Annotated in this window: 20 protein-coding genes; 14 read left to right on the plus strand and 6 right to left on the minus strand. The window is 66.0% G+C overall.

The genetic code is table 11. The features are described from left to right. The first annotated feature begins 105 nt into the window (after nucleotides 1-105). Nucleotides 106-2490: a hypothetical protein gene (locus tag AC1VVM_RS15645; protein ID WP_482956364.1), complete on the plus strand. Its 2385-nt coding sequence runs from the start codon at nucleotides 106-108 to the stop codon at nucleotides 2488-2490. A 348-nt stretch (nucleotides 2491-2838) separates the two neighbouring features. On the opposite strand, the gene AC1VVM_RS15650 is transcribed toward AC1VVM_RS15645, so the two are convergent. The 3 genes from AC1VVM_RS15650 to AC1VVM_RS15660 all read right to left on the minus strand — a co-directional run bounded on the left by AC1VVM_RS15650 (nucleotide 2839) and on the right by AC1VVM_RS15660 (nucleotide 9556). Next, complete coding sequence (locus AC1VVM_RS15650; protein WP_482904557.1) at nucleotides 2839-4212, minus strand: class II 3-deoxy-7-phosphoheptulonate synthase; 1374 nt, start codon at nucleotides 4210-4212, stop codon at nucleotides 2839-2841. Nucleotides 4213-4486: 274 nt separating this feature from the next. Next, nucleotides 4487-6070 carry a Na+/H+ antiporter gene (locus tag AC1VVM_RS15655; protein WP_482955464.1) on the minus strand — a complete coding sequence of 528 codons (1584 nt, stop codon included), beginning with the start codon at nucleotides 6068-6070 and terminating at the stop codon, nucleotides 4487-4489. A 447-nt stretch (nucleotides 6071-6517) separates the two neighbouring features. Continuing rightward, nucleotides 6518-9556 (minus strand): M16 family metallopeptidase, encoded by a 3039-nt coding sequence (locus tag AC1VVM_RS15660; RefSeq protein WP_482905116.1) that lies wholly within the window; start codon nucleotides 9554-9556, stop codon nucleotides 6518-6520. A gap of 231 nt (nucleotides 9557-9787) precedes the next feature. Between AC1VVM_RS15660 and AC1VVM_RS15665 the strand changes: the two genes are divergently transcribed. The 7 genes from AC1VVM_RS15665 (at nucleotide 9788) to AC1VVM_RS15695 (ending at nucleotide 14351) form a co-directional block, all read left to right on the plus strand. Then, the gene (locus AC1VVM_RS15665) at nucleotides 9788-10366 is read left to right on the plus strand and encodes a NifU family protein (RefSeq protein WP_482904559.1); all 579 of its coding nucleotides are present in this window, start codon (nucleotides 9788-9790) and stop codon (nucleotides 10364-10366) included. A 24-nt stretch (nucleotides 10367-10390) separates the two neighbouring features. Next, nucleotides 10391-11083 (plus strand): tRNA (adenosine(37)-N6)-threonylcarbamoyltransferase complex dimerization subunit type 1 TsaB, encoded by a 693-nt coding sequence (gene tsaB, locus AC1VVM_RS15670; RefSeq protein WP_482904560.1) that lies wholly within the window; start codon nucleotides 10391-10393, stop codon nucleotides 11081-11083. A gap of 11 nt (nucleotides 11084-11094) precedes the next feature. Beyond that, the gene (locus tag AC1VVM_RS15675) at nucleotides 11095-11577 is read left to right on the plus strand and encodes a GNAT family N-acetyltransferase (RefSeq protein WP_482904561.1); all 483 of its coding nucleotides are present in this window, start codon (nucleotides 11095-11097) and stop codon (nucleotides 11575-11577) included. A 181-nt stretch (nucleotides 11578-11758) separates the two neighbouring features. Further along, nucleotides 11759-12205 carry a Ros/MucR family transcriptional regulator gene (locus AC1VVM_RS15680; RefSeq protein WP_132386476.1) on the plus strand — a complete coding sequence of 149 codons (447 nt, stop codon included), beginning with the start codon at nucleotides 11759-11761 and terminating at the stop codon, nucleotides 12203-12205. A gap of 177 nt (nucleotides 12206-12382) precedes the next feature. Then, entirely contained in the window at nucleotides 12383-12820 is a 438-nt protein-coding gene (locus AC1VVM_RS15685; RefSeq protein WP_132386478.1) for a Fur family transcriptional regulator, read from the plus strand. Nucleotides 12821-12867: 47 nt separating this feature from the next. Further along, a complete protein-coding gene (locus AC1VVM_RS15690) occupies nucleotides 12868-13638 on the plus strand; it encodes a lysophospholipid acyltransferase family protein (RefSeq protein WP_482904562.1) in 771 nt (256 codons plus the stop codon). Between the two features lie 137 nt (nucleotides 13639-13775). Then, the gene (locus tag AC1VVM_RS15695) at nucleotides 13776-14351 is read left to right on the plus strand and encodes a hypothetical protein (protein ID WP_482955465.1); all 576 of its coding nucleotides are present in this window, start codon (nucleotides 13776-13778) and stop codon (nucleotides 14349-14351) included. A 61-nt stretch (nucleotides 14352-14412) separates the two neighbouring features. Here AC1VVM_RS15695 and AC1VVM_RS15700 read toward each other — a convergent pair whose 3' ends face one another. After that, entirely contained in the window at nucleotides 14413-15087 is a 675-nt protein-coding gene (locus tag AC1VVM_RS15700; RefSeq protein WP_132386482.1) for a hypothetical protein, read from the minus strand. Between the two features lie 68 nt (nucleotides 15088-15155). On the opposite strand from AC1VVM_RS15700, the gene ispH reads away from it, so the two are divergent. Genes ispH through AC1VVM_RS15720 form a run of 4 tightly spaced genes read left to right on the plus strand, consistent with a single transcriptional unit; the run spans nucleotide 15156 to nucleotide 18711 of the window. Beyond that, nucleotides 15156-16151 carry a 4-hydroxy-3-methylbut-2-enyl diphosphate reductase gene (gene ispH, locus AC1VVM_RS15705; protein ID WP_482904564.1) on the plus strand — a complete coding sequence of 332 codons (996 nt, stop codon included), beginning with the start codon at nucleotides 15156-15158 and terminating at the stop codon, nucleotides 16149-16151. A gap of 13 nt (nucleotides 16152-16164) precedes the next feature. Further along, the gene (gene thrB / locus AC1VVM_RS15710; RefSeq protein WP_482904565.1) at nucleotides 16165-17154 is read left to right on the plus strand and encodes a homoserine kinase; all 990 of its coding nucleotides are present in this window, start codon (nucleotides 16165-16167) and stop codon (nucleotides 17152-17154) included. After that, the gene (gene rnhA, locus AC1VVM_RS15715; protein ID WP_482904566.1) at nucleotides 17151-17594 is read left to right on the plus strand and encodes a ribonuclease HI; all 444 of its coding nucleotides are present in this window, start codon (nucleotides 17151-17153) and stop codon (nucleotides 17592-17594) included. Before thrB ends, rnhA begins: the two co-directional genes overlap by 4 nt. A 4-nt stretch (nucleotides 17595-17598) precedes the next feature. After that, nucleotides 17599-18711 (plus strand): FUSC family protein, encoded by a 1113-nt coding sequence (locus AC1VVM_RS15720; protein ID WP_482904567.1) that lies wholly within the window; start codon nucleotides 17599-17601, stop codon nucleotides 18709-18711. A gap of 18 nt (nucleotides 18712-18729) precedes the next feature. Here AC1VVM_RS15720 and AC1VVM_RS15725 read toward each other — a convergent pair whose 3' ends face one another. Together AC1VVM_RS15725 and AC1VVM_RS15730 are read right to left on the minus strand one after the other, a co-directional pair. Then, nucleotides 18730-19818, minus strand: a complete 1089-nt coding sequence (locus AC1VVM_RS15725) for an NAD(P)/FAD-dependent oxidoreductase (protein WP_482955466.1) — start codon at nucleotides 19816-19818, stop codon at nucleotides 18730-18732. Between the two features lie 18 nt (nucleotides 19819-19836). Continuing rightward, nucleotides 19837-20793, minus strand: a complete 957-nt coding sequence (locus AC1VVM_RS15730) for an alpha/beta hydrolase (RefSeq protein ID WP_482956365.1) — start codon at nucleotides 20791-20793, stop codon at nucleotides 19837-19839. 128 nt (nucleotides 20794-20921) lie between these two features. Between AC1VVM_RS15730 and AC1VVM_RS15735 the strand changes: the two genes are divergently transcribed. Together AC1VVM_RS15735 and cpaB are read left to right on the plus strand one after the other, a co-directional pair. After that, a complete protein-coding gene (locus tag AC1VVM_RS15735; protein ID WP_482904569.1) occupies nucleotides 20922-21617 on the plus strand; it encodes an A24 family peptidase in 696 nt (231 codons plus the stop codon). Nucleotides 21618-21686: 69 nt separating this feature from the next. Continuing rightward, nucleotides 21687-22700, plus strand: a complete 1014-nt coding sequence (gene cpaB, locus AC1VVM_RS15740; RefSeq protein WP_482955467.1) for a Flp pilus assembly protein CpaB — start codon at nucleotides 21687-21689, stop codon at nucleotides 22698-22700. Nucleotides 22701-22721 lie beyond the last annotated feature (21 nt).

A 22721-nucleotide genomic window follows, 5' to 3' on the forward strand; every position in this document is an offset into this window, starting at 1 on the left:
GGAACAACCGCTTTGCCAGTCTGCATGAAGGATGCCGATTCGCCCCGCCCGCGCGCCAACCGTCTGCGCGCTGACTTCTTGCGCCGCCATCTCTTGCGCGCGACCATGCTTTCGTCCTCCGTAGCGGGCGCGCTCGGCATGGCGGGCCCGGCGGCGGCCGATCCCGCGCCGTTCGAACTCAACGGCCCCGATCTGCGGATCGAGGTGACGCGCGGGCAGCAGACCCTGCCCATCTCGCAAGTGCCCAGCCTGGCCGAGGACGACAAGCTTTCCATCCACGCCGCGCTGCCCGACGATCAGGGGCTGAAGTTCCTGCTCGTCTCCGCCTTCCTGCGCGGCGCAACCAATCCGCCGCCGAAGAACTGGATCTCCACCGCCAGCACGTGGAAGAGCAAGGAGAAGGACAAGGCGCTTTCGCTCACCGTGCCCAAGGGCGCGCGCCAGTCGGTGCTGCTGATGGTGCCCGATACCGGCGGCGCGGAGGGCGTGCTGGTGGATGCGGTGCGCGGCAAGCCGGGCGAATTCGTGCGCGCCAGTCAGGAACTCAATCAGGCCTCGCTCGATCATTCGCGCCTCACCGCCTTCATGGGCGCGATCCAGGCGCAGGACGACAACGGGCCCGAATACTTGCGCTCGGTCGCCCCGGTGCTGGCACGCAGCCTGTCGATCAAGCTCAACGAGGATTGCCTTTCCAAGGTCATCGCCATGCAGGCCTCGTGCCTGTTGGAGAACCGGGAATCGCTGATCCTGAGCGACGTCCATTCCAGCTCGCTCGCCGATACGCTGACCGGCGCGCCCACCGATCTTGCCTTGCAGCTGAGCGCCACGCCGCAGGCCGGCGCCGGCTATTACAGCGCCTATATCGGTGTCGCCCGCGATCTTGCGCGCATACTGGGCGCGTTCAACAATCCGCAGTTCGGCTACCTGCCGACGCTGTCGGTCCGCCGCGGCGATACGCTGTCGCTGCTGCTCAATGCGGCGCCCTCGTTCCAGAAGCCCAAGTCGGTGATGGTCGCCGCGCTGCCCGCCGTGGAGGCCGACATTCCGCCGCAGCTGCGCAGCACCGCCAAGGGGCCGGTCTGCGTCGTCCGTCCGGGGGCGGTGCTGGCGGTGGAAGGCGCGCCGCTGATCTATTCGACCGACTTCGCGCATGACATGAAGGTCAAGCTCACCAATGCCTCGGGCCAGAGCATGGACGTGCCGATCACGGCCCGCGCAGACAAGGGCGGCTATGTGCTGGGCACCGAGGCGCTGCCGAGCGACTTCGCCGGATCGATGCGCGCGCGGGTCCACGGCCTCTGGGGCTTCGCGCCGTTCGACGGGCCCGAATTCCTGCTCCAGCGGCCGGACGGCAATGCCTGGAAGGTCTCGGGCGATGCGGATGTGGTGGTCGGGCGCGACAACGAAGTGGTGCTCGAAGGCGCCGCGCCGTCCTGCGTGGAGGATCTGACGCTGCGACAGGGAAGCGGCGCACCCAAGCCGCTCGAATGGAAAGTGCGCGATGGCAACCGGCTGGTCTTCACGGTTCCACTGGCGGGCTCCGGCCCCGGCGAGATACGCGTCGAACTGCGCTATCAGGGCGCGGCCACTCCAGAGACGGTCACCCTGCGCGCCCGCGCCGAAGCCAGCCGGATCGACGCGTTCGAGCTTCACGCCGGCGATACGCAAGGCGAGCTGACTGGCCAGCGCCTCGACCAGATCCGGTCGCTGACGCTGGGCGACATCGAGTTCCAGCCGGACGGCCTCACCCGCGAGGGCGCGGTGGACCACTTGCGCCTCACCGCTAAGGGCGGCGCCCGCGCGCCTGCGCAGGACACGGCGAGCACGGCGGCGATCCGTCTGGTGGACGGCCGCAGCATCTCGCTGCCGACGCGGGTGGCGGCGGCCCGTCCGCAAGTCGAGGTGATCGGGCAGACCGTCAACGCCGCGCCCGCCGCGCCCGGAACGCACGCGCTGGAGCTGGGTTCGGACGATCTACTGCCCGACAATGGCGAACTGGTCTTCTCGATCAAGGCCGCGCCTGACAGTCGCTTCGGCACCGACAATGCGATCGAGATCGCCACCGACGGCGGCCCTGTGGCCATACGGCTGGCTACTGGAAAGGGTCTGACGCTGGAGAGCCCGCAAGTGCTGGTGGCGCGGCTCCGGGCGGCGGACCTTCCCGCCGGCACGTTCGGGCCGCTGCGCTTCAGGCTCGTCGGCGATCACGATGCCGGGGACTGGAAACCGCTGGCCACTCTGGCGCGGCTGCCCCGGATCGAGGGCCTAGCCTGCGGCACGAAAGGCGCCGCCAAGGCCACGCCCTGCACACTGTCCGGCCGCGATCTCTTCCTGATCGATGCCATCTCCGCCGATCCCGCTTTCGCGCAAGCGGTGACGGTGCCGCCGGGCTTCACCGGATCGACCCTTGCGGTGCCGCAGCCTGTCGGCGGAAAGCTGCATCTCCGTTTGCGCGATGCGCCGGAGAGCCCTGTCACGCTGGCATCGTGATCGGCGTTAGGCTGCCCGCTGTCTTTCCTGGAAACCAGAACCCAATCCACGCGATCGCCCGGAACGGCAAGCATACCCAGATTCGTCATCCTCGCGAAGGCGGGGATCCAGCTTTTCTTGTGAGCCACGAGAGGTCGCAAGGAAGCGGGGCCCCCGCCTTCGCGGGGGCGACGGAGTAAGACGCGAGGGCGACCGGGTAAGACGTGGGCCCGACGGGGTAAGTCTGGCTGTCCGCCATCGACTTTGAGCGCAGCAAGCCGCGCATGGTCTTGCGATCATGCCGACGATACGAAAACGGGCAGGAGAGCCTTCGCTCCCCTGCCCGCGCATTCGTTCAAAAGTAGCGGATCAGGCCGCCTGCTTCTGCCTTTCGGTCGCTTCGAGATTGAGCAGGTCTGCCAGCTCGAAAGCGAGTTCGATCGACTGCGCGCCGTTGAGGCGCGGGTCGCAGTGGGTGTGGTAGCGGTCCTTCAGCGCCTCGTCGGTGATGGCGATGGCGCCGCCGGTGCATTCGGTCACGTCCTGGCCGGTCATCTCGATATGGATGCCGCCCGCATGCGTACCCTCGGCGCGGTGAACGGCGAAGAAGCCGCGCACTTCGGCAAGGATGCGGTCGTAAGGACGGGTCTTGAAGCCGCTCTCCGCCTTGATGACGTTGCCGTGCATCGGATCGCACGACCACAGCACCGGATGACCTTCGGCCTTCACCGCGCGCACCAGCTTGGGCAGGCCGGCTTCGACCTTGTCGTGGCCATAGCGGCTGATCAGCGTCATGCGGCCGGGCTCGCGGCCCGGGTTCAGCGTGTCGAGCATGCGCAGCAACGCGTCGGGCTCAAGGCTGGGTCCGCACTTCATGCCGATCGGGTTGCCGACGCCGCGCAGGAACTCGACATGGGCCGAGCCGTCGAAACGGGTGCGGTCACCGATCCACAGCATGTGGGCCGAGCAATCGTACCAGTCGCCGGTGAGCGAATCGCGGCGCGTCAGGGCCTGCTCGTAAGGAAGCAGCAGCGCCTCGTGGCTGGTGTAGAACTCGGTGCCCTGAAGCTGCGGAACCGAAGTCGGGTCCACGCCGCAGGCGGCCATGAAGTCGAGCGCCTCGCCGATGCGGTCCGCCATCTGCGAGAACTTCTCGCCCCAGGGGCTGCGGTTGATGTGTTCCATCGTCCACTGGTGCACCTGCCGCAGGTTCGCATAGCCGCCATGCGCGAAAGCGCGCAGCAGGTTCAGCGTGGCCGACGACTGGCCATAGGCCTTGAGCATGCGCTCCGGATCGTTGCGGCGCGTCTCCGGCTCGAACTCGATGCCGTTGATGATGTCGCCGAAGTAGCTGGGCAGTTCCACGCCGCCGATCGTCTCGGTCGGGGCCGAGCGTGGCTTGGCGAACTGGCCCGCCATGCGGCCCAGCTTCACCACCGGCTGCTTGCTGGCGAAAGTCAGCACCACCGCCATCTGGAGCAGCACGCGGAAGGAATCGCGAATGTTGTCCGCGCTGAATTCGGCGAAGCTTTCCGCGCAATCCCCGCCCTGAAGCAGGAAACCGCGACCGGCAGCGACTTCGGCGAGTTCCGCCTTCAGAGCACGCGCCTCGCCCGCAAAGACCAGCGGCGGATACTTTGCAAGCGTGGCCTCAACCTCGCCCAGCTTCTCCGCATCGCCGTATACCGGAAGATGGCGGGCTTCCTGAGCCTTCCAGCTTTCCGGGGTCCAATTGCTAGCCACGTTACGTACTCCCGGCGGTTCCTTTGCCTTCTCTCCCCGCGCCGAATGCATGGGGCCAAACCGGCAAGAACCGCAAACAAGGGGCGCCCCATAGCCGCTCCGAGCAATTTTTGCAAAGCCGGTTTAGGCGATCAGCGTGATCGATTGCGCTGAAGCACCGGGGCGATGGGTAAGATTGTTGCCGAAGGCGGGTGGGAAGAGCGATTTTCGGTCGCGGCGTTCGACAATCTGCGAAATTCCGGCCCGCTTTGGAGATGCCGCTCTCCGGCTGCACTCAATCGCCGCGGCGCAAGACTATGGCGAGTTCCTCGACATCGAGATCATGTTCGACATCGTGCAGGACTTCGTCTTCGATCAGGCCCGCACGATGAATGCGGAGCAGTTCGGCACGTCCGGCGTCCAGCACTTTCTGCTGGATGTCGAAATGCAGGCGGAAATCCACCCGGTATCCCTCCACATCTTCGGTGTAGCGCTGGACGACTTCAAGGCGCTTGCGGGACTGGTCGAGCAGGATGGGATGGACCAGCGTTCCGTCGGGCGCATAGGCATAGCCCTCCATGGCGTCGGCCCGCGCGCGGGCGATGGCTGCTTCCGTCTCGGTCCTCGTCATGTTCGCCGGTGGATCCCGGTCTTCCGGCTGGAGCAGCCGGATCAACCAGCCCAGACTCGCGCCCTGGACCACGACCGTCACGAAAATCACGGCAAAGGCCGTCACCAGCATCAGGTCGCGGCCGGGCATGGCTGCCGGCAGGGACAGCGCGACCGCGAGCGTCACCACCCCGCGCATGCCGGTCCAGCTCAGCACGGTCGCCTTTCGCGGCCCCAGCGGGCGAGGATAGGTCATCCCCATGGCGCACAGCGCATATTGCAACAGATCGGTGGCAAAGACCCAGATGAAGCGCGCGACGATGACCACCGCCACGACACCGGCGACCGGCATCGCCATGCTCTGCGAGACGGCTCTGATCCCGCCGATGCGGTCGAGCAGGTCACCCATCGAAAGGCCGATGAGGATGAAGACCAGCGCTTCCAGCACGAACACCATGGTATGCCAGACCACCGCGCCGCGCAGTCTTACCCGCGCGGGAAGGATGATGTGCTGGAACCAGCCCAGCACCAGTCCGGCGACGACCGTGGCGAGCACGCCCGAGACATGCATGAACTCGGCGGCAATGTAGGCGACCCAGCACATCAGGGTGTTGGCCACGATGATCAGCGTCGTATCGCGCAAGTGCCGGACGGCGACGATCCAAATTGCCGATACCAGCAGGCCGGCGACGATGCCGCCGATGATGTGAGCGGCGAAGCTCGAAAAGGCGGCCCCGGCGTCGAAAACGCCGCTCAGCGCAGCGACCACCGCGAAACGGAACAGCACCAGCCCGGTGGCATCGTTCAGCAGGCTTTCGCCTTCGAGGAAGGCCGACAGCCGCCGGGGAAGCTTCACGCGCTGGAGAACGGCCCGCGCCGAAATCGCGTCCGGCGGCGAGACGATCGCACCGAGCGCGAAGCACGCGGCCCAGGGCAGCCCCGGAACGAGCCAGTGAGCGACGAGGCCGACCGCCAGGGTCGTGAAGACAACCGCACCGATTGCCAGTGACAATATGCCCGGCAGGTGGCGCCGGAACCGGCCCAGCGCCGTGTAGTAGGCTCCGTCCATCACCAGCGGCGGCAGGAACAGCACCAACGCCAGTTCGGGATTGAGCTTTACCGGCGGCAGGCCGGAGACGAAGGCCAACCCGCCGCCTCCCATGAGCATCGCGATGGACGGCGGCAGATTCAGCCGCTGTGCCACCCAATGCAGGGCGACGACCACGGCGAGAAGGGCGAGGATGAGTTCAAAGGTATCGACGGGATCCATCGGCGCGCCCACGGTTTATCGGACCGATGCTCCCGGCATCGATACGATTGTCCTGCACCGCGCCGCGTCAGTCGCAGGGTACCGGGGCTCCTTCGACCGGCCTGACAGTAGCGTGTCATCAGCATGAAACGGCTTGCAGTACAGCCCCTGCACTGCCCCGTGGCGGTCGAGGCAAGCTATCGGGGCGGCGTTCACGATAATCGTTGCGGTGAAACTCGGCAATCGCTCCGGGATTGGGCGTGGCTGAGCGGTGAGACCGTCGGCTGCTGCGCTCGTCCTGAGCTTTGGAGGCTGGCGACCTCGCGCCCTGCCTCGGGGGGATTCGACAAGCTCAGCCTGAGCGGGTGGAAATAGAGGGACAGATGGACGAAACGGGCCGCATCCCCGGACTCCACCGCGAAGATCCCACCACAAACAAAAACGGGAGGCCGAAGCCTCCCGTCTCATTCAGCGCTTGGCTACCGTGCCGGAGCTTTTGCCCTCCGGCATCACTTCAAGCCGCCATGACTTGTCCTTGCCGAGATAACGCGCGGCCAGTTGCTGCATCTGCTGCGGCGTGACTTGCGTATAGTCGTTGAGGATCGTGCGCACTGTGCCGATGCGTGAGGGGTCGTAAGTGGCGCCCTCAAGCTGGCTCATGAAGAAGGCCGTGCTCGATGCCGCGCGCGTTACCTGCTGGCGCATCGGCTCGGTCACGAGCGCAAGCTCCTCGGCCGTGGGCGGGTTGGCGATCAGGTTCTCGGCGATCTCGTCGGCGGTCTGGAAGAACACCGTGGTCGACTTGGGATCGAGCTGCGCTACCGCCGTGATCGAGCCGCCAGTGCTCATGTCCACCGGCCACTGCGAATAGACGTAGGGCGAATAGGCCACGCCCAGCTTCTCGCGCACCGCATCGAGCAGGCGGTTGGTGAAGAGCTGGGTCAGCACTTCAAGCTGGCGCGATTCGCGGATGCCCACGGCGCCGCCGCCGGTCGGCCACGAGATCACCGCCGCCGCCTGGTCGGGGTCGCCATGATGGTGCAGCACGATCGGCACGTCGGACGGCTTGGGTACCGAAACGTCGGTGGCCGGAACGATCGGCGCCGGCGTGCGCGGCTTGAGCGCGCCGAAGGTCTTCTCCAGCGCCGCGGTGGCCGCTGCCTTGTCGAAGTCGCCGTAGATCTGCACTTCGACCGGACCGCTCGCCAGCGCGCGGCTCCAGGCCGCCTTGAAGCCCTTGGCGGTGGTGCCGGCGAGTTGCGCGGGGGTCGGCGTCGCGAAGCGCGGGTCCTGCCCGCGCTGGTAGAATGTCAGATCGCGGTTGAGCACGCCCTGCGGCGAGGTGGAATAGGTATCGTACTGGATCTTCGCGGCGGCCTTGGCGCGCAGGAACGGGTTCGGATCCCAGCGCGGCAGGTCCAGCTTGGCGGCGAAGAGATAGAGCTGATCGGCCAGATCCTGCGGGCGGGTTTCGGCGGTGAAGACGAAGGTGGCGTCCTGCGTGTTGAAGTCGAAGCCCATCTTGCGGCCGGTGGAAATCCGGTCGAGATCTTCCTGGCCCAGCGTGGCGAGGCCCGAGCCGACCAGCGCATAGTCCGCAAGGCCAAGATAGGGCGCATCCTTGGGCAGGAACGAGCGCGTGCCGCCACCGAAGCGCACTTTCACGGTGACGCGGCCGGGCTCTTCCTGCACCGGCCAGAGCAGGACCTTCACGCCATTGGCGAAGTTCAGTTGCTCGATGTCGAGCAGGCCGGTCGGCTTGTCGGAGACCGCCTGCTGCGACTTGCCGATGGAGGGCAGCGTCGCGAACGAGACCGGCGGCGCATTGCTGGCGGTGCGGGTGGCGGCATCCGGCTTCACCGGCTCCATCAGTCCAAGGCGCAGCGCGTCATCGGTAACGCCCGGCTTCTGCGTGGTGAACAGCGCGCGGGTCACCGTGCCGGAGAACAGCTGTCGGGTATGTTCCAGCACCTTGTCGGGCGTGAACATCGGCTTCGAATCGCGGAAGATGCGCAGCACGTCCTCCGGACCGGCCACGGTCTCGCGAATGTCGAGCGCATTGACCATGTCGTCGGCCAGCTTCGAACCCGGCAGGATGCGGCGCTGTTCGACGGGGACCTGGAAGCTGACGTCCAGTTCGGCCACTTCGCGGTCGATCTCCGCCTGCGTCGGCGGATGGGCCAAGGCATCGGCGATCACCGCGCGCACGTCGCGCAGCGCCGACTTCCAGTCGTCACCCAGCGGCGTGATCGACACGAAGGTGGCATCGGCCGAGCGCGAGACGTCCTGCTGGTCCACCGAGGCCGAGAGATAGCTTCCCCCTGCCCGCGCACGCGTTTCGAGGCGGCGGTTGATCACGGCCTGCGCGATGGCATCGACCATCAGGCCCTGGTTGTAGACGATATTGTCCGTCACCTGTCGCCAGGGGCGCAGCGTGGCGTAAAGCAGCGAGGGCGGCAGGTCGGGCTCGACCAGCACGCGCGTCTCGCCCACCGGGTTCTTCGGATCGGCGCCCGCCGGGGCGGCCGGATCGCCGAAACTGGGCGCGGTGGCAAGCTTGCCGGGCGCCTGCCAATCGGAGAACCACTTCTTGACGTAGGACTCCAGCGTTGCCGGATCGGCATCGCCTGCGACGATCACGGCCACATTGTCCGGCCGGTACCAGCGCGAATAGAAGGCGCGCACGGTATCGGGCGTTGCCGCCGTCAGTGATTCCACCGTGCCGATCGGCTCGCGCTGGGCCAGCGGCTGGCCCGCATAGAGCACTTGCTGCATCGCCTGCTGCACGCGCTTGGAAGCACCGCCCCGCTCGCGCATTTCGGCCATGACGATCGGCAGGTCCTGCTTCAGGTTCGAGGCCGAGAGCGCCGGCGCGGTGACCATGCCGCTCATCAGCTTGAACGTCTCGTCCAGCGAGGTGGGTGTGGCGTTGGGCAGGTCCAGCTTGAACACGGTCTGCGTGGTGGAGGTTACCGCATTGGTGTCGCTGCCGAACGTGGCGCCAAGGCGCTGGAAGGCGGCAATCGCCGTGCCTTCGGGAATGTACTTCGACTGGCGGAACAGCATGTGTTCCAGCAAGTGCGCATAACCGCGCTCCGAATCGGTCTCGTAAAGCGAACCGGCATCGACGCGGATGCGGATCGAGACCTGCCCCGGCGGCACGCCATTGCGGCGCACCGCATATTTGAGGCCGTTCGGCAGTTCGCCGAAGTGCCACTCCTTGTCATGCGGAATGTCGCTGCCACGATAGAGCCAGGGATCGGCGTCGCCCGCAAGCGGCTGGTCTCCGCCGCTTTGCTTGAGCGCGGGATCGGCGTGTTGCTGTGTTTCCGGCGCGGCGGCGCGGCGCGGCGGCTGCTTTTTGGTGGTTGCCCCCGCCTTTTGAACCGCTTGCGGCGCATCGGCCGGGGTTCCGGCAAACGCCGGAGCAAGGAACGGCTGAACCGGAAGGGGAGCCAGAAGCAGCAGGGCGGCGAGCGAGCGAGCGGCGCGCGAGGAAGTCGTCATCACCCGGGAGGTATAGGGCGACGATCCCTTAAGGGCCAGTGAATAGACGGCGCCGCTGAATAGTCGGAACGGTATTCGAATAGCGCCCGCCGAAAATCGGCCATGGACCGATTCCTGCACGCGCCGATCACTAAAAACGCACGCGTGATTGCGATGAATGCCAGCTAATTGTCCAATTCCGGCCATTGGCGGACTTGACCGGACGGCATGTCCTCCTACATCGCGAGAGCCATGTACATTGAAACCGAAGCCACGCCGAACCCCGCCACGCTCAAGTTCCTGCCCGGCCGGCAGGTCATGCCCGCGGGCACGCGCGAATTCACTTCGCCCGAGGCGGCCGAGGCCTCGCCGCTGGCAGAGGCGCTGTTCGGTCTTGGCGACGTGACCGGCGTGCTGTTCGGTGAGCACTTCGTGGCCGTTACCGCCGCGCCCGGCGTCGAATGGGGCGACCTGAAGCCGCAAGTGGTCTCGGTTCTGCTCGATCATTTCGTGTCGCAGGCGCCGCTTTTCGCAGGCGGTGACGCCAGCGGCTTCGCCGTCCCGCCCGAAGAAGAGCACGATTACGGCGACGATCCCGCCGATGCCGACATCGTCGCGCAGATCAAGGACCTGATCGAAACCCGCGTCCGCCCGGCCGTTGCCAACGACGGCGGCGACATCGTCTATCGCGGCTTCCGCGAAGGCGTGGTCTACCTTGGCATGCAGGGCGCCTGCTCGGGCTGCCCCTCGTCGACCGCGACGCTGAAGCACGGGATCGAAAGCTTGCTCAAGCACTACGTGCCGGAAGTCACCGAAGTCCGCGCCGCCTGACCCGCCCCGCCCTGACTTCACCCCGTGATCGCAAACGCCGATAAATCCACGCTGGACCTGACGGGCCGCACTCTCGTGATCGACAGCGCCACCGAGGCATGCTCGGTCGCGCTCTTCGAAGACGGCGTCCTGCTTGCAGGCGACTACCGCATGCTCGGGCGCGGCCATGCCGAAGCGCTGGTGCCGATGATCGCTGCCCTGCCCGACCGCGGGCGCGCGGGCCGCGTCGTCGTTGCGCTGGGCCCCGGCAGCTTTACCGGCGTGCGCGTCGGCCTTGCCGCCGGCCGCGCGCTCGCGCTGGCCTGGGGCGCCGAAGTCCTGGGCTACCCGACCCTCTCGCTGATCGCGGCCATGGCCCGGCAGGAGCGCGGCGACGTGCCAGTGGCCGTGGTCATGACCGGCGGCCACGGCGAATGGTTCACCGAAGGCTTTGACGGACAGGGCGCGACCAGCCGCTCCCTCGCCTCGCTGCGCCCCGATGCGGCCGTTGCCGCCAATGTCGAAGAGATCGTCGCCGGGACGCAAGCCGAGGCGCTGCTGGCCGCGCGCCAGTCGCTGGGAGGATCCGGCGAAGCGCTTTCGATCTGGCCCGATGCGCGCTGCCTGCCGCTGCTGCCTGCCGCCGCGCTGACTGCCGAGATCCACCCGCTCTATGGCCGCGCGCCGGACGCAAAGCCGATGGCGGCGGCCGCCAATCCTTCGGGAGCAGGACAATAATGGGCACGCGGATGATCGACGATATAGACCGGATCATGGCGGTGATGCAGACCGCCTTCGACCCCGCCTGGGGCGAGGCATGGAACCGCCGACAAGTCGAAGATGCGCTGGCCGTCGGCAATTGCCACTATTTCCTGATCTCCCCCGAAGGCCTGCCCGTCAGCGAAGACGAAGATGCGGCCGGATTTTCTCTATCCCGCACCGGCTATGAAGAAGAAGAACTGCTGCTGTTGGGCGTGGCGCCCGAATACCGCCGCAAGAAACTGGGTCGCACGATGCTTGACGCGCTGCGTCTTGCGGCGACGAGTCGCGGCGCGAAACGCCTGCTGCTCGAAATGAGAAGAGGCAATCCTGCCGAATTTCTTTACTCCGGCTTCGGATTCTACCCAATCGGCGAGCGTAAAGACTACTATCGCCTGCCGAATGGCGAACGGATCGATGCAATCACCTTCGCCTGCGACATTTGTGACAAAAATACCGTCAATCTGACGTGATTACGACGCCACTTTGGCAGTATTCATGCTAGATTAACTAGCGACAACTAGGATTGCATCGAACAATTCGGGAATCATCTTGTGTTTCCCGAAAAAGTGGTTCAAGGGCGACCCGCGGCCTCGTGAAATGCAAACCGATTCCGCTCCTAAAGGTCGCGTAAAAATAAGAGGTCGTAAGAAGATGGACACTATCCAGGCTGACGCCAACGAGACGCTGATCACGCTCACGTCCGACATTGTCGCCGCACATGTCAGCAACAACAGCGTCGGCGTCGAGGACCTGCCCTCGCTGATCACCAATGTCTATGGCGCTCTTGCCGGTCTCGGCACCACGCCCGTAGTTGAGGAAGAAAAGCCCGAGCCCGCCGTTTCGGTGCGCGCCTCGGTCAAGCCCGACTACATCGTGTGCCTTGAAGACGGCAAGAAGCTCAAGATGCTGAAGCGTCACCTCATGACGCACTACAACATGACCCCGGACGAGTATCGCGCGCGCTGGAACCTGCCCGCCGACTATCCGATGGTTGCCCCCAACTACGCCGAAAAGCGTCGCGAACTGGCCAAGAAGATCGGCCTGGGCCGCAAGCCCAACGCACGCCGCGGCCGCAAGCCCAAGACTGCCGCTGCCTGAACGGTAGCGCCAGGCGCCGGCCCGACACCCGCTCGCAGCCCCTTCGCGGCGCATAACTTGCGCGCCAAGGGGTCCAAACTGCGGAAAGCCGGGTAGTCCAACGGCGCCAAAGGTTGTGATTGGAGGCGCACCAGCCTAAATAGCAGGTGCGCCTCTTTTCATTGATACAGGTCAAACGTGCACCAACCCATCGACATCGAAGCTCTCTGCGCCGAACGCGGCCTGCGTATCACCGAACAACGTCGGGTGATCGCCAAGGTCCTGTCCGAGAGCACCGACCACCCCGATGTGGAGAAGCTGCACCAGCGCGCGTCCGCACTGGACCCCGGCATCTCGATCGCGACGGTCTACCGCACCGTGCGCCTGTTCGAGGAAGCGGGCATTCTTGACCGCCACGATTTCGGCGACGGCCGCGCCCGCTATGAAGCTGCGCCCGAAGCCCACCACGACCACATGATCGACGTCGAGAGCGGCGCGGTCATCGAATTCGTCGATCCCGAACTCGAAGCGCTCCAGCGCCAGGTGGCCGAACGCCTTGGCTTCCGTCTCGTCGATCACCGCATGGAACTGTTCGGCGTGCGGATCGAGCGCGAGGACGGCGAAACCCGCAAGTGAGCCCGCTTACGTGAGCGGACACAGGTGAACCGACCAAGGTGAACGGGATGGCGCCGACCTTGCCGTCCGGGCGCATTGCGTTCTGGCAATGGCCACTTGTCACCGTCCGGCTGGCTGCGCTGCTCGCAGCCCTGCTCGTCAGTCTTGCCGCGTACTACCTGCTAGCCCCGTTCACGCGCGCCAATCCGGTGCCGCCGCTGTTCCTGCGCACGATCGGCACGATTGCCGGTCTGCGCGTGGAAATGCGCGGCGCAAAGCCCCTGCGGCGCGGCATCCTGCTGGCCAACCACGTGTCATGGCTGGACATTCCCGCGCTGGCCGGCGCCACCGGCACGGCCTTCGTCGCGCATGACGGGCTGGCGGGGATCGGCGCTTTGCGCTGGCTCTGCGAACTCAACGGCACGGTCTTCGTCGCCCGGCACGAACGCCGCAGCGTCGCCGCCCAGGTCGAACAGGTGCGCCGCGCCATGGCCGATTCCGGCTGCCTGACGATCTTCCCCGAAGGCACCACCAGCGACGGCACCGGACTGCTGCCCTTCAAGTCCTCGCTGCTTTCGGCCGTGGAAGCGCACGACGACCGGATGGCGATCCAGCCGGTCTGGCTCGATTACGGCCCGCAAGTGGCGAACATGGCGTGGGTCGGCGAGGAGCCCGGGCTGGACAACGCCTTGCGCATCCTTGCGCGCTGGAAGCCGCTTCATCTCACGCTGCATTTCCTGCCGCCGCTCACCGGCAACCAGCGCGCCGACCGTAAAAGCATCGCCCGCCATGCGCGAGAGGCGATCGAAACGACGATGATGGAACATCCCATCCCTTAACCGGCTGCCATCGCCCGATCGGATCGCTAACTTTAGAGGTCTGGTGCAAGATTATCGACCGAGCACTCGCAATTAAGAAAATATTCTCATCCGCCGCGGATTGTGACGCCTCAATTTAAAGAGCAGGGCAATTCTTCATGCGACAAGCAGGAAAGCTTGCAAAGAACGGCAAATTCGCCGCCACCTTTGTCTTCGCTGTAGCGCCCTTGGTCAGGATGGTAAATCGGGAGAACACACAAGGCACCTGGCACTTCCTTAAAACGACAATTCTATTGCTCGCTCTAACAATCGCTTTGGCCCAGATCATTCGATGGCGCAATGCCATGAAGAAAGCACAATCAGATTTGTCAAAAACTCTGCAAGATCTGAGAGAGCACGCAAACGATACTAATACGCCTCAAGACCGCCGTCGCGGTGACTTGTACAATCAAGCCAAGAAGCTTCTCGCGGAAGCTGAACGTCTGCGCGCCGAAGCCAAAGCACGGCCAATGACATACGCCAACAGCTCCGGCGGCCAATCGCCAGAAGAGAATGCGCACCACATCACCGCGCCCGCCTCCGCTCTTCTAGCCAGAGCAAAGCAACTTTCGGAACAAGCACAGGCGCTGAAGGAGTCGCCTGAATACCAGCGCGTCAGCTCAAGTTCGGCAGAGCGGAGAGATGCGGCAAACCAAGCCCTTCAGGCCCTGAAAAAGGTCGCAGAAATCACTTGAAGTGCTGACAGCCTAATCTAGCCAGGCAAAGCCAGCCTATGGAGTAAAGCGCCCCCACCGCTCAACGCGTGGCGTTATACGCCAGCTGGCTCTCATCGAGCTGAAAGCCCACCAGCACTTCGAAGCTTGCGCGCGCCACAGCGGTCTTCACGTCGGGCTGCGACAGCGGATCGACTGCTGCGTCCTCACCGCCGGCCTTGCGCGGGCGGGTGATGCGCTGGCGGATGTCGGCGGGCAGCGTCGCGGAAGCGCGGTCGATATAGGCCGTGCCGACGCCGTGCGCCTGCGCACGGTCCTGACCCGCGGCGAAGTTCACCTGCACCTGGCCGACGCGCTTGGAAACGACCGCCGAACCGCCCTGCAACACGCTGACGAAGATCGGCAGCGTGATCTGGCGCGCGCTCTGCGTATCGGTGCGGCGGGCGAGAACGTCGAAGCTGACCTGCGCGCTCACCTTGTCGTTGGCCTGCGCGCCGTTCTGGTCGCTGCACTGGCTGCGCACATTGGTCATCGCCGCGACGACGTCGATATTCGCCGCCGTCTTGTCATTCGGCACGCGGAACAGCGTGATGTCGCCGGTGTAGTCAGGAATGCCGACCGCCGGGCACGCCGTGCGCACCGCCGTGATGCCAACCCCCGAATCGACCACGATATCGCCCTTCTTTGCACAACCGCTGAGCGCGGCAGCCGCGGCGGCGGAGCAGAGGACGGTAGCGGTCAGGCGGCGTGCATTCATCGTGACATCCCTCGAGTGGCGTGCGCTTGCCCTAGCGGCGCGCGCGGCAAAGCGCTAGAGGCCCATTCATGAACGCGCCCTTTCCACCCGAGAAGAAGCTTCCAGCCGAAGAGAAGCCGCCCATGCGCCTGCTGCCCCTGCGCCTCCTGATCGCCGCTCCGCGCGGTTTCTGCGCCGGGGTGGACCGCGCCATCGAGATCGTCGAGCGCGCGCTGGAGATCTATGGCGCTCCGGTCTACGTGCGCCATGAGATCGTGCACAACAAGTTCGTGGTCGATAGCCTCAAGGCCAAGGGCGCCGTCTTCGTTGAACGCGTGGATCAGGTGCCGGACGGCGTGCCGGTGATCTTCTCCGCCCACGGCGTGCCGAAGTCGGTCCCCGCCGAGGCGACTGCGCGCGGGCTCGACTGGCTCGATGCCACCTGCCCGCTGGTCAGCAAGGTGCACCGCCAGGCCGAGCGCCAGATTGCCGAGGGCCGCCATATCCTGTTCATCGGCCACGCCGGCCATCCCGAGGTGATCGGCACGTTCGGTCAAGTTCCCGAAGGCAACATGACGCTGGTGGAAACGGTGGAGGACGTGGCGACGCTGCAAGTCCCCGGCGATGTCGAGCTTGCCTATCTTTCGCAGACCACGCTCTCGGTCGACGATACCGCCGCGATCATCGCCGCCCTGCACGCGCGCTTCCCGCAAGTCGTCGCCCCCAAGGCGGAGGATATCTGCTACGCCACCTCCAACCGGCAGGCGGCAGTCAAGCAGATCGCCCCGCAATGCGAGCTGGTGCTGGTGATCGGTTCACCCAAGAGCTCGAACTCGCTACGCCTTGTCGAAGTGGCCGAGCGTTCGGGCTCGATCGGCCGGATGATCCAGCGCGCCACCGATATCGATCCAACGTGGTTCGACGGTATCGCGAGCGTCGGCCTCACTGCCGGGGCCTCCGCGCCCGAGGAACTGGTCAACGAAGTGGTCGCGCGGATCAGGGAACTGCGCGAGGTCTCGACCGAACAGGTGGTCACGGCCGAGGAGACCATCACTTTCAAGCTGCCCCGCCAGCTCGCACGCTGAGGATTCTACCCAAATGGCAGTCTATACCCGGCTCGGCGCCGAGGATATCGCCACGATTGTCGATGCCTTCGAGGTCGGCACGCTCGTCTCCGCAAAGGGCATTGCCGAGGGCGTTTCCAACAGCAACTGGCTGCTCGAAACGCAACAGGGCGACGTATCGCGCCGCTTCATCCTGACGGTCTATGAAAGCCGCACGGAAGTAGCCGAGCTGCCGTTCTTCCTCGATCTGCTGGACCATCTGGCCGCACGCGGCTGTCCGGTGCCGCGCACCATGCATGATCGCGACGGCGCCAGCCACCGCCTGATCGACACGCCGGAAGGCAAGAAAGCACTCGCGCTGATCGAGTACCTGCCCGGCGTTTCCGTCTCGGAACCCACGGTGGGGCAGGCCCGCGCAGTGGGTGCGGCGCTGGCGCAAGTCCACCTTGCCTCGGCAGACTTCCCGATGAACCGCGCCAACTCGCTGGACCTTCCGGCATGGCAACAGCTTCTGGGCGACTGCGGGCATGACGGGCTGGCCTCGATCGACGCCGACCTTGCCGCGCTGGTGGAGCGCGAATTGCCGATCCTTGCCGACTGCTGGCCGCAGGGCCTGCCGCAGGGCGTGATCCACGCGGACCTGTTCCCGGACAACGTGCTGATGCTGGGCGACAAGGTCACCGGCCTGATCGACTTCTACTTCGCCTGCACCGACCTGCTGGCTTACGACGTGGCGGTCACCCACGCGGCGTGGTGCTTCTCCAACGACGGCACCCGGTTCGATGCCGAACTCTCGGCCGCATTGATCGAGGGCTATGAGAGCGTCCGCCCGCTGTCTCCGGCAGAGCGCGCCGCCCTGCCCGTGCTCGCACGCGGCGCCGCCGTCCGCTTCCTGTCCACCCGCGCTTACGACTGGCTGAACACGCCCGCCGACGCGCTCGTCACTCCCAAGGACCCGATGGCTTTCGCACGTCGCCTCGAATTCTATGCCGATCCGGCCAATGACGGTATCTTCGGCGCATGAAGAAAGTGGACATTTTCACCGACGGCGCCTGCAAGGGCAATCCCGGCCCCGGGGGCTGGGGCGTTTTGCTGCGCATGGGCGTGCACGAAAAGGAAATGTCGGGCGGCGAGCCTGACACCACCAACAACCGCATGGAGATGACCGCCGTCATCAAGGCGCTCAATGCGCTGACCGAGCCTTGCGAAGTCACGCTCCATACCGACAGCAAGTACGTGATCGACGGGATCACCAAGTGGGTCCACGGCTGGAAGAAGAAGGGCTGGGTCAATGCCAGCAAGCAGCCGGTGCGCAATGCCGATCTCTGGCACGAGCTGATCGAGGCTGCGGGCCGTCACGCGGTCGATTGGCAATGGGTGCGCGGCCACTCCGGCCATACCGAGAACGAGCGCGTGGACAAGCTGGCGAGCGACGCGGCGGTGGCCGCCGGCAAGCAGGGCTGACCGTTTGGGCGCGCTCCCCGCGTTCCGGCAGCGGTTCAGGGACGAAGCCCGCGCGCTGGTAACGCCCGGCCCGCGCATGGCCGACGAATGGGCCTGCGTCGCCTCGGTCATGCTGGCCATCGTCATCGCGCATCTGATCGGCGCGACGATGGTGGGCTGGGCCGCATTCACCGCATTCGTCCTGCTCAAGAGCGAGGCTTCGGAAACGATGCTGCGCGGCGTGCTGCGTATCGTCGGCACCGCGCTGGGATCGGGGTTGGCGCTGCTCGTAGTGCCGTGGGCGGCGCGGTCGTTGCCGCTGGCGATGGTGAGCGCGGCGCTGGTCGGCGCGCTGGGGCTCTACGGCATGCTGACCGCGCGGCGCGCCTATGCCTGGCTGCTGTTCGGCCTGACCTTCGAAATGGTGTTGCTCGACCGGCTGGAGCATCCCACGCTCGATACCATCCAGTTCGCGCAGACGCGGCTGCTGGAAGTGATCGCGGGCACTGTCGCCTGCGTGATCGTCAGCCTCGTCACCGCGACATTTGCGGGCAAGAAGTGGCTGGCCCTGCACCATCCGCGTCCGGACCGGATGCGCTGGCATCCCCATGCGGCGCGTCATGCCGTGCAGGCAGGGATTGCCATTTCAGTGCTGCCGCTGCTCCATGCCCTGTTCGACTTGCCCGAAATGGCGCAGGCGGCGGTCACCGTGATGGCGGTAATGATCGTGCCGGTGAACGGCATCGGTGCCAGCGGCTTCGTGCCCGTCACGCGCCGGCTGTTCCACCGCACGCTCGGCTGCCTTGCCGGCGGGAGCCTCGCGCTCGTGGTGCTATTGGTGGCGCAAGGCAGCGCGCCGGTGCTGATCGCGGGCACGTGCCTGGGCATCGTGATCGGCCGCCATATCGAGAACGGGCTGCCGCAAGTGACATATCTCGGCCTGCAATTCACGCTGACCGTGCTGGTGGTGCTGGTGCCCGATTCCTACGCGGACGCGCATATCCTGCCCGCCATCCACCGCCTCATCAGCATCATGATCGGCATGGCGGTGCTGGAGCCGGTCCTGCTGATCTGGCACTTCGTGGCGCCCGGCCGAAAGCTTACCGAGCGCGTGGACGATGTCAGCGGATCGGAGTGAGTTCAGGCCCCATTGAGTTCAGGCGGTAACGAAGCGATCCGGCGCATAAGGAGCCGGGTCCAGATCGCCGCCCGCATCAGCCAATAACAGCCGCGCGCCAAGCTCAGCGGCCGCAGGCGCGGTCTGGATGCCGAAGCCGCCCTGCCCGGCGAACCAGAAGAACGCCGGGTCTGCCGGGTCGAAGCCATAGACCGGCAGCCGATCAGGCGCGAAAGCGCGCAGGCCTGCCCAGCGGTGCTCGACCCGCTCGACCGGCCAGTCCACCACCTTTTCGAATCGGTCGATGGCCAGCGCGACGTCCAGTTCCTCGGGCGCGGCATCGCAGGGCTGGCTGGGCGTCTCGTCATGCGGGCTGAGCCAGAGGCGGCCATGCTCGGGCTTGAAATAGAACGTCTCGCCAAAGTCGAGCACCAGCGGCAGATCCGCGGGCACCGGACGGCCGATCGCAAGCTGGGCCACGGTGCGCCGGAACGGGGCGATGCCGAGCGGGTGCATGCCCGCCAAGCGCGCCACCGGATCGGCCCATGCTCCCGCCGCGTTCACGAGAATCGCGCACGACACCGTGCGCCCGTCGGTCAATGTCAGCGTCCAGCCGGTTTGCGTCCGCTCGGCCGCGCGCAATCCGGCGCGGCACCACAAGTCGACACCGTTGCGGCGCGCGGCGGCAAGGTAATGGTGATGCAGTCCTGCGACGTCGATATCGCAGGTGCTCGGCTCCAGCACGCCCGCCGTCCAGCCGCTGCGCAGACCGGGCACGCGCGCCTCGATTCCCGCGCGGTCCAGCACTTCGACGTCGACGCCGAGCGCGGCATAGGTCCGCGCGAAATGCTCGACTTCGGCCTCTTCGCCTACGCGCCCCAGTGTCAGGGCACTGCGCGGCGTCAGCATGCCGAGTGCGTGAAGTTCGCGGCCAGAAGCGGCCGTGAGCGGCTGCACGCGGGGGCCGCCGTAGCTTTCGGTCCAGAACGCGGCGGACCGGCCGGTGGCGTGATAGCCCGGACGGTCCTCCGCCTCGATCACGAGCACTGTCGCCCGCCCGCCCAGTCGCGCGGCAAGCGAGGCACCGGCCATGCCGGCGCCGACAACGACGATATCGAACCTATCCATAGCGGGTGTCCATGGGGTTCACCCCCTAACCGGCGCGGCCTCGTTCAGGAAGTCCCGGATCGCGGCAAGCGCTTCGTCACGCACCGGATCGACCTCGCGCAGGATCTCGTGGCGGCAGCGGCGGCCCCATGAAACCAGACTCGCACGCGGCAGGCGCGTGGCGGCACGGCGAATCGCGGGCCATGACACCAGCCCGTCGTGCCGAACGCCCAGCAACAGCACCGGTACTTCTACCGATTCGAGAATACCCTTGGTTTCCAGCCCCCGGATCGAGGCGATCGCGCGTTCAACCCAGTGCCAGCTTGCCGCGCCCATGGCGATGGCCGGGCGCTGGCGCCGCCACCAGTCCTCATCGGCATAGCGCGATTCGTCATGGGTCAGCAGCAGCATGCGCGCCTGCGGGATCAGTTCGGGCTTCTCGTTGCCCTTCCATGCCGGGCGGCGCGAATCGCCCAGCGCCTGGATCGCGCGGGCGACGGGATGGAGTATCGCGGTGGGGATCATGGTGGGATGGAGCCCCAGCATCGGCGCCGAGAGCACCAGCGCATCGGGCACGACCCGGCGTTCGGCCACCGCGCGCATTGCCAGATGCCCGCCCATCGAATGGCCGACCAGCACATGCGGGCCCGGCCTTTGCTGCGCCCAATCGGCCCAGAACAGCGCAAGATCGTCGATCCAGGTGGCGAAATCGTCGACATGGCCGGTCATGCCGTCACGGCCGAGCCGTCCGCTCAGCGCCTGCCCGCGCCAGTCGATCGAGCTAACCGCCCAGCCCTCCGAATGCCATTGCTCCAGAGTCTCCAGCCACTTCTCGTAGGCATCGCCGCGCCCCGGCAGGAACAGTAGCGAACCACGCGGAGAATCGGGCACGGGCCAGTCGATCCGCCGGATCGCGGTCTTGCCGTCGGCAGCCAGCCAGCGCCCTTCGACGACGCCTGCCGGGATCGCTCGACGAGCCCGGGCGGGACCGTCCATGATCTTGAAAGGATACGGAATTTCACTTGTTTCGATCGTCACGTGGCTAATTCCAGCCTCAGCGCACTGGTTACTTTTTGGTAAGCGATACCCGCTAGATCATACCCCGTTAAGGGGGGTACTAACGCATGCATGGCGCGTATTTTTCGTACGCATTGCTGGCCGCATTGGCAACCGCGCTCCTCGTCGCCGCATTCACCGATCTTCGGCGGCGCGAGATAGACAACGCGCTTAACGCGGGCATCGCGCTCGCGGCGCCGTTGTGGTGGCTGTCGATGGGATTCGGCTGGACCCAGATCGGGTTCCAGATCGGCCTTGCGCTACTCACATTCGTCATCTGCTGCGTACTCTTCGTCATCCGCCAGATGGGCGGGGGCGACGTCAAACTGCTGACCGCGCTGGCCCTGTGGTTCGCACCCGCACATTTCCTGATGCTGGTCGTGCTCATGGCCGTGGTCGGCGGCGGCGCATCGGTGGCCATGGCCGCCTGCAACATGCAGCGCCGCCCGGGCGAAACCGTGCGCGATCTGGCCGCTTGGCTGGGCGCGGCGGGCTGGGTCTGGCTGGCCGCAGCCATGGCCTGGGCACTCGCCACCGGGCGCCCTCTGCTTGCGCCAGATATTCTCGCCAGCGTCCCGGCACTGACCGCCGGATTGGTCATGCTGGCCATCGTCATCCTGTTCACTCTTGCCTTCGCGCATATCCAGCGCCGTCAGAAGTCGAAGCTGCGGGTGCCCTATGGGGTCGCCATCGCCGCCGCCGCGCTCTGGGTCATGGCGGACCGCACGATTTCCGCGGTCCACGCGGGCGCATTGTTGGGGTGAACCTGATTTTAACCAATTTACCCGAAAGTACACAGAGTTAGTCGGGGATACTCAGGGGGCTTTCTAGCCATGGATAAGAAGAAGCTGGTGATGCTGGTCGTCGCGCTGCTTATTGCAGCCGGCACCGCCTTTGCCGCCAAGTCGATGTTCAGCGGCGCAGCAGCGCCCCAGGCCGGCGCCGCCACTGCCGTGGCAGCGACGGGCCCCAAGGTCCTCGTTGCCCAGAAGGCGCTCCCGGTCGGCACGATCATCACCGCCGATTCCGTTTCCTATCAGGATTGGCCCAAGGAGCTGGTGAAGGACGCCTACTTCATCGAGGGCGAGGCCGACATGCAGAAGCTGCTCGGCACCGTGGTCCGCTATCCGATCACCGCCGGCCAGCCGATCACCCAGGGCGGTCTGGTAGCGCCGGGCGATCGCGGCTTCCTTGCCGCCGCCCTTGCGCCGGGCATGCGCGCCGTGACGATCCCCGTATCCGCCAAGACCGGCGTCGGCGGCTTCATCTTCCCGGGCGACCGCGTCGATCTAGTGCTGACGCAGCAGGTGACCGGCACTGACGGTGGCCAGCCGCTGAAGGCCTCCGAGACGATCCTGCGCAACATGCGCGTGCTCGCCACCGACCAAGCCACCGACAACGATGTGGTTGACGGCAAGACCGTGGTCCACGCCTTCAGCACCGTCACGCTCGAAGTCACCCCGCGCATCGCCGAAAAGGTCGCCGTCGCGCAGGAACTCGGCACGATCAGCCTCTCGCTGCGCTCGATCTCCGACAATCAGGCCGATTTCGAACGGATCCTCGCCGCCGGTCAGGTCAAAGTGCCCGAAGGCGCGACCAAGGCGCAGGAAGATCAGCTGATGCATCAGGCGATGACCCAGCCGATCGAAGGTAACACGACTTACGTGACCGGCGGCGATGTTTCCCGCTTCCAGCGCTCCAGCCGCCCGTCGATGACCGCCGCTCCAGCCGCCCCGATGGCCGCCGCCGCGGCCGCACCCAGCGGGCCGCCTCCGGGCCCGATTGGCCCCGTGGTCCGCGTGACCCGCGGCAAGGACGTCTCTGTCGAAGCCGTGAGCAGCCACTGATGGCACCGCTCCACGCTCTCG

The organism is Novosphingobium sp. BL-S-33 (assembly GCF_056857025.1).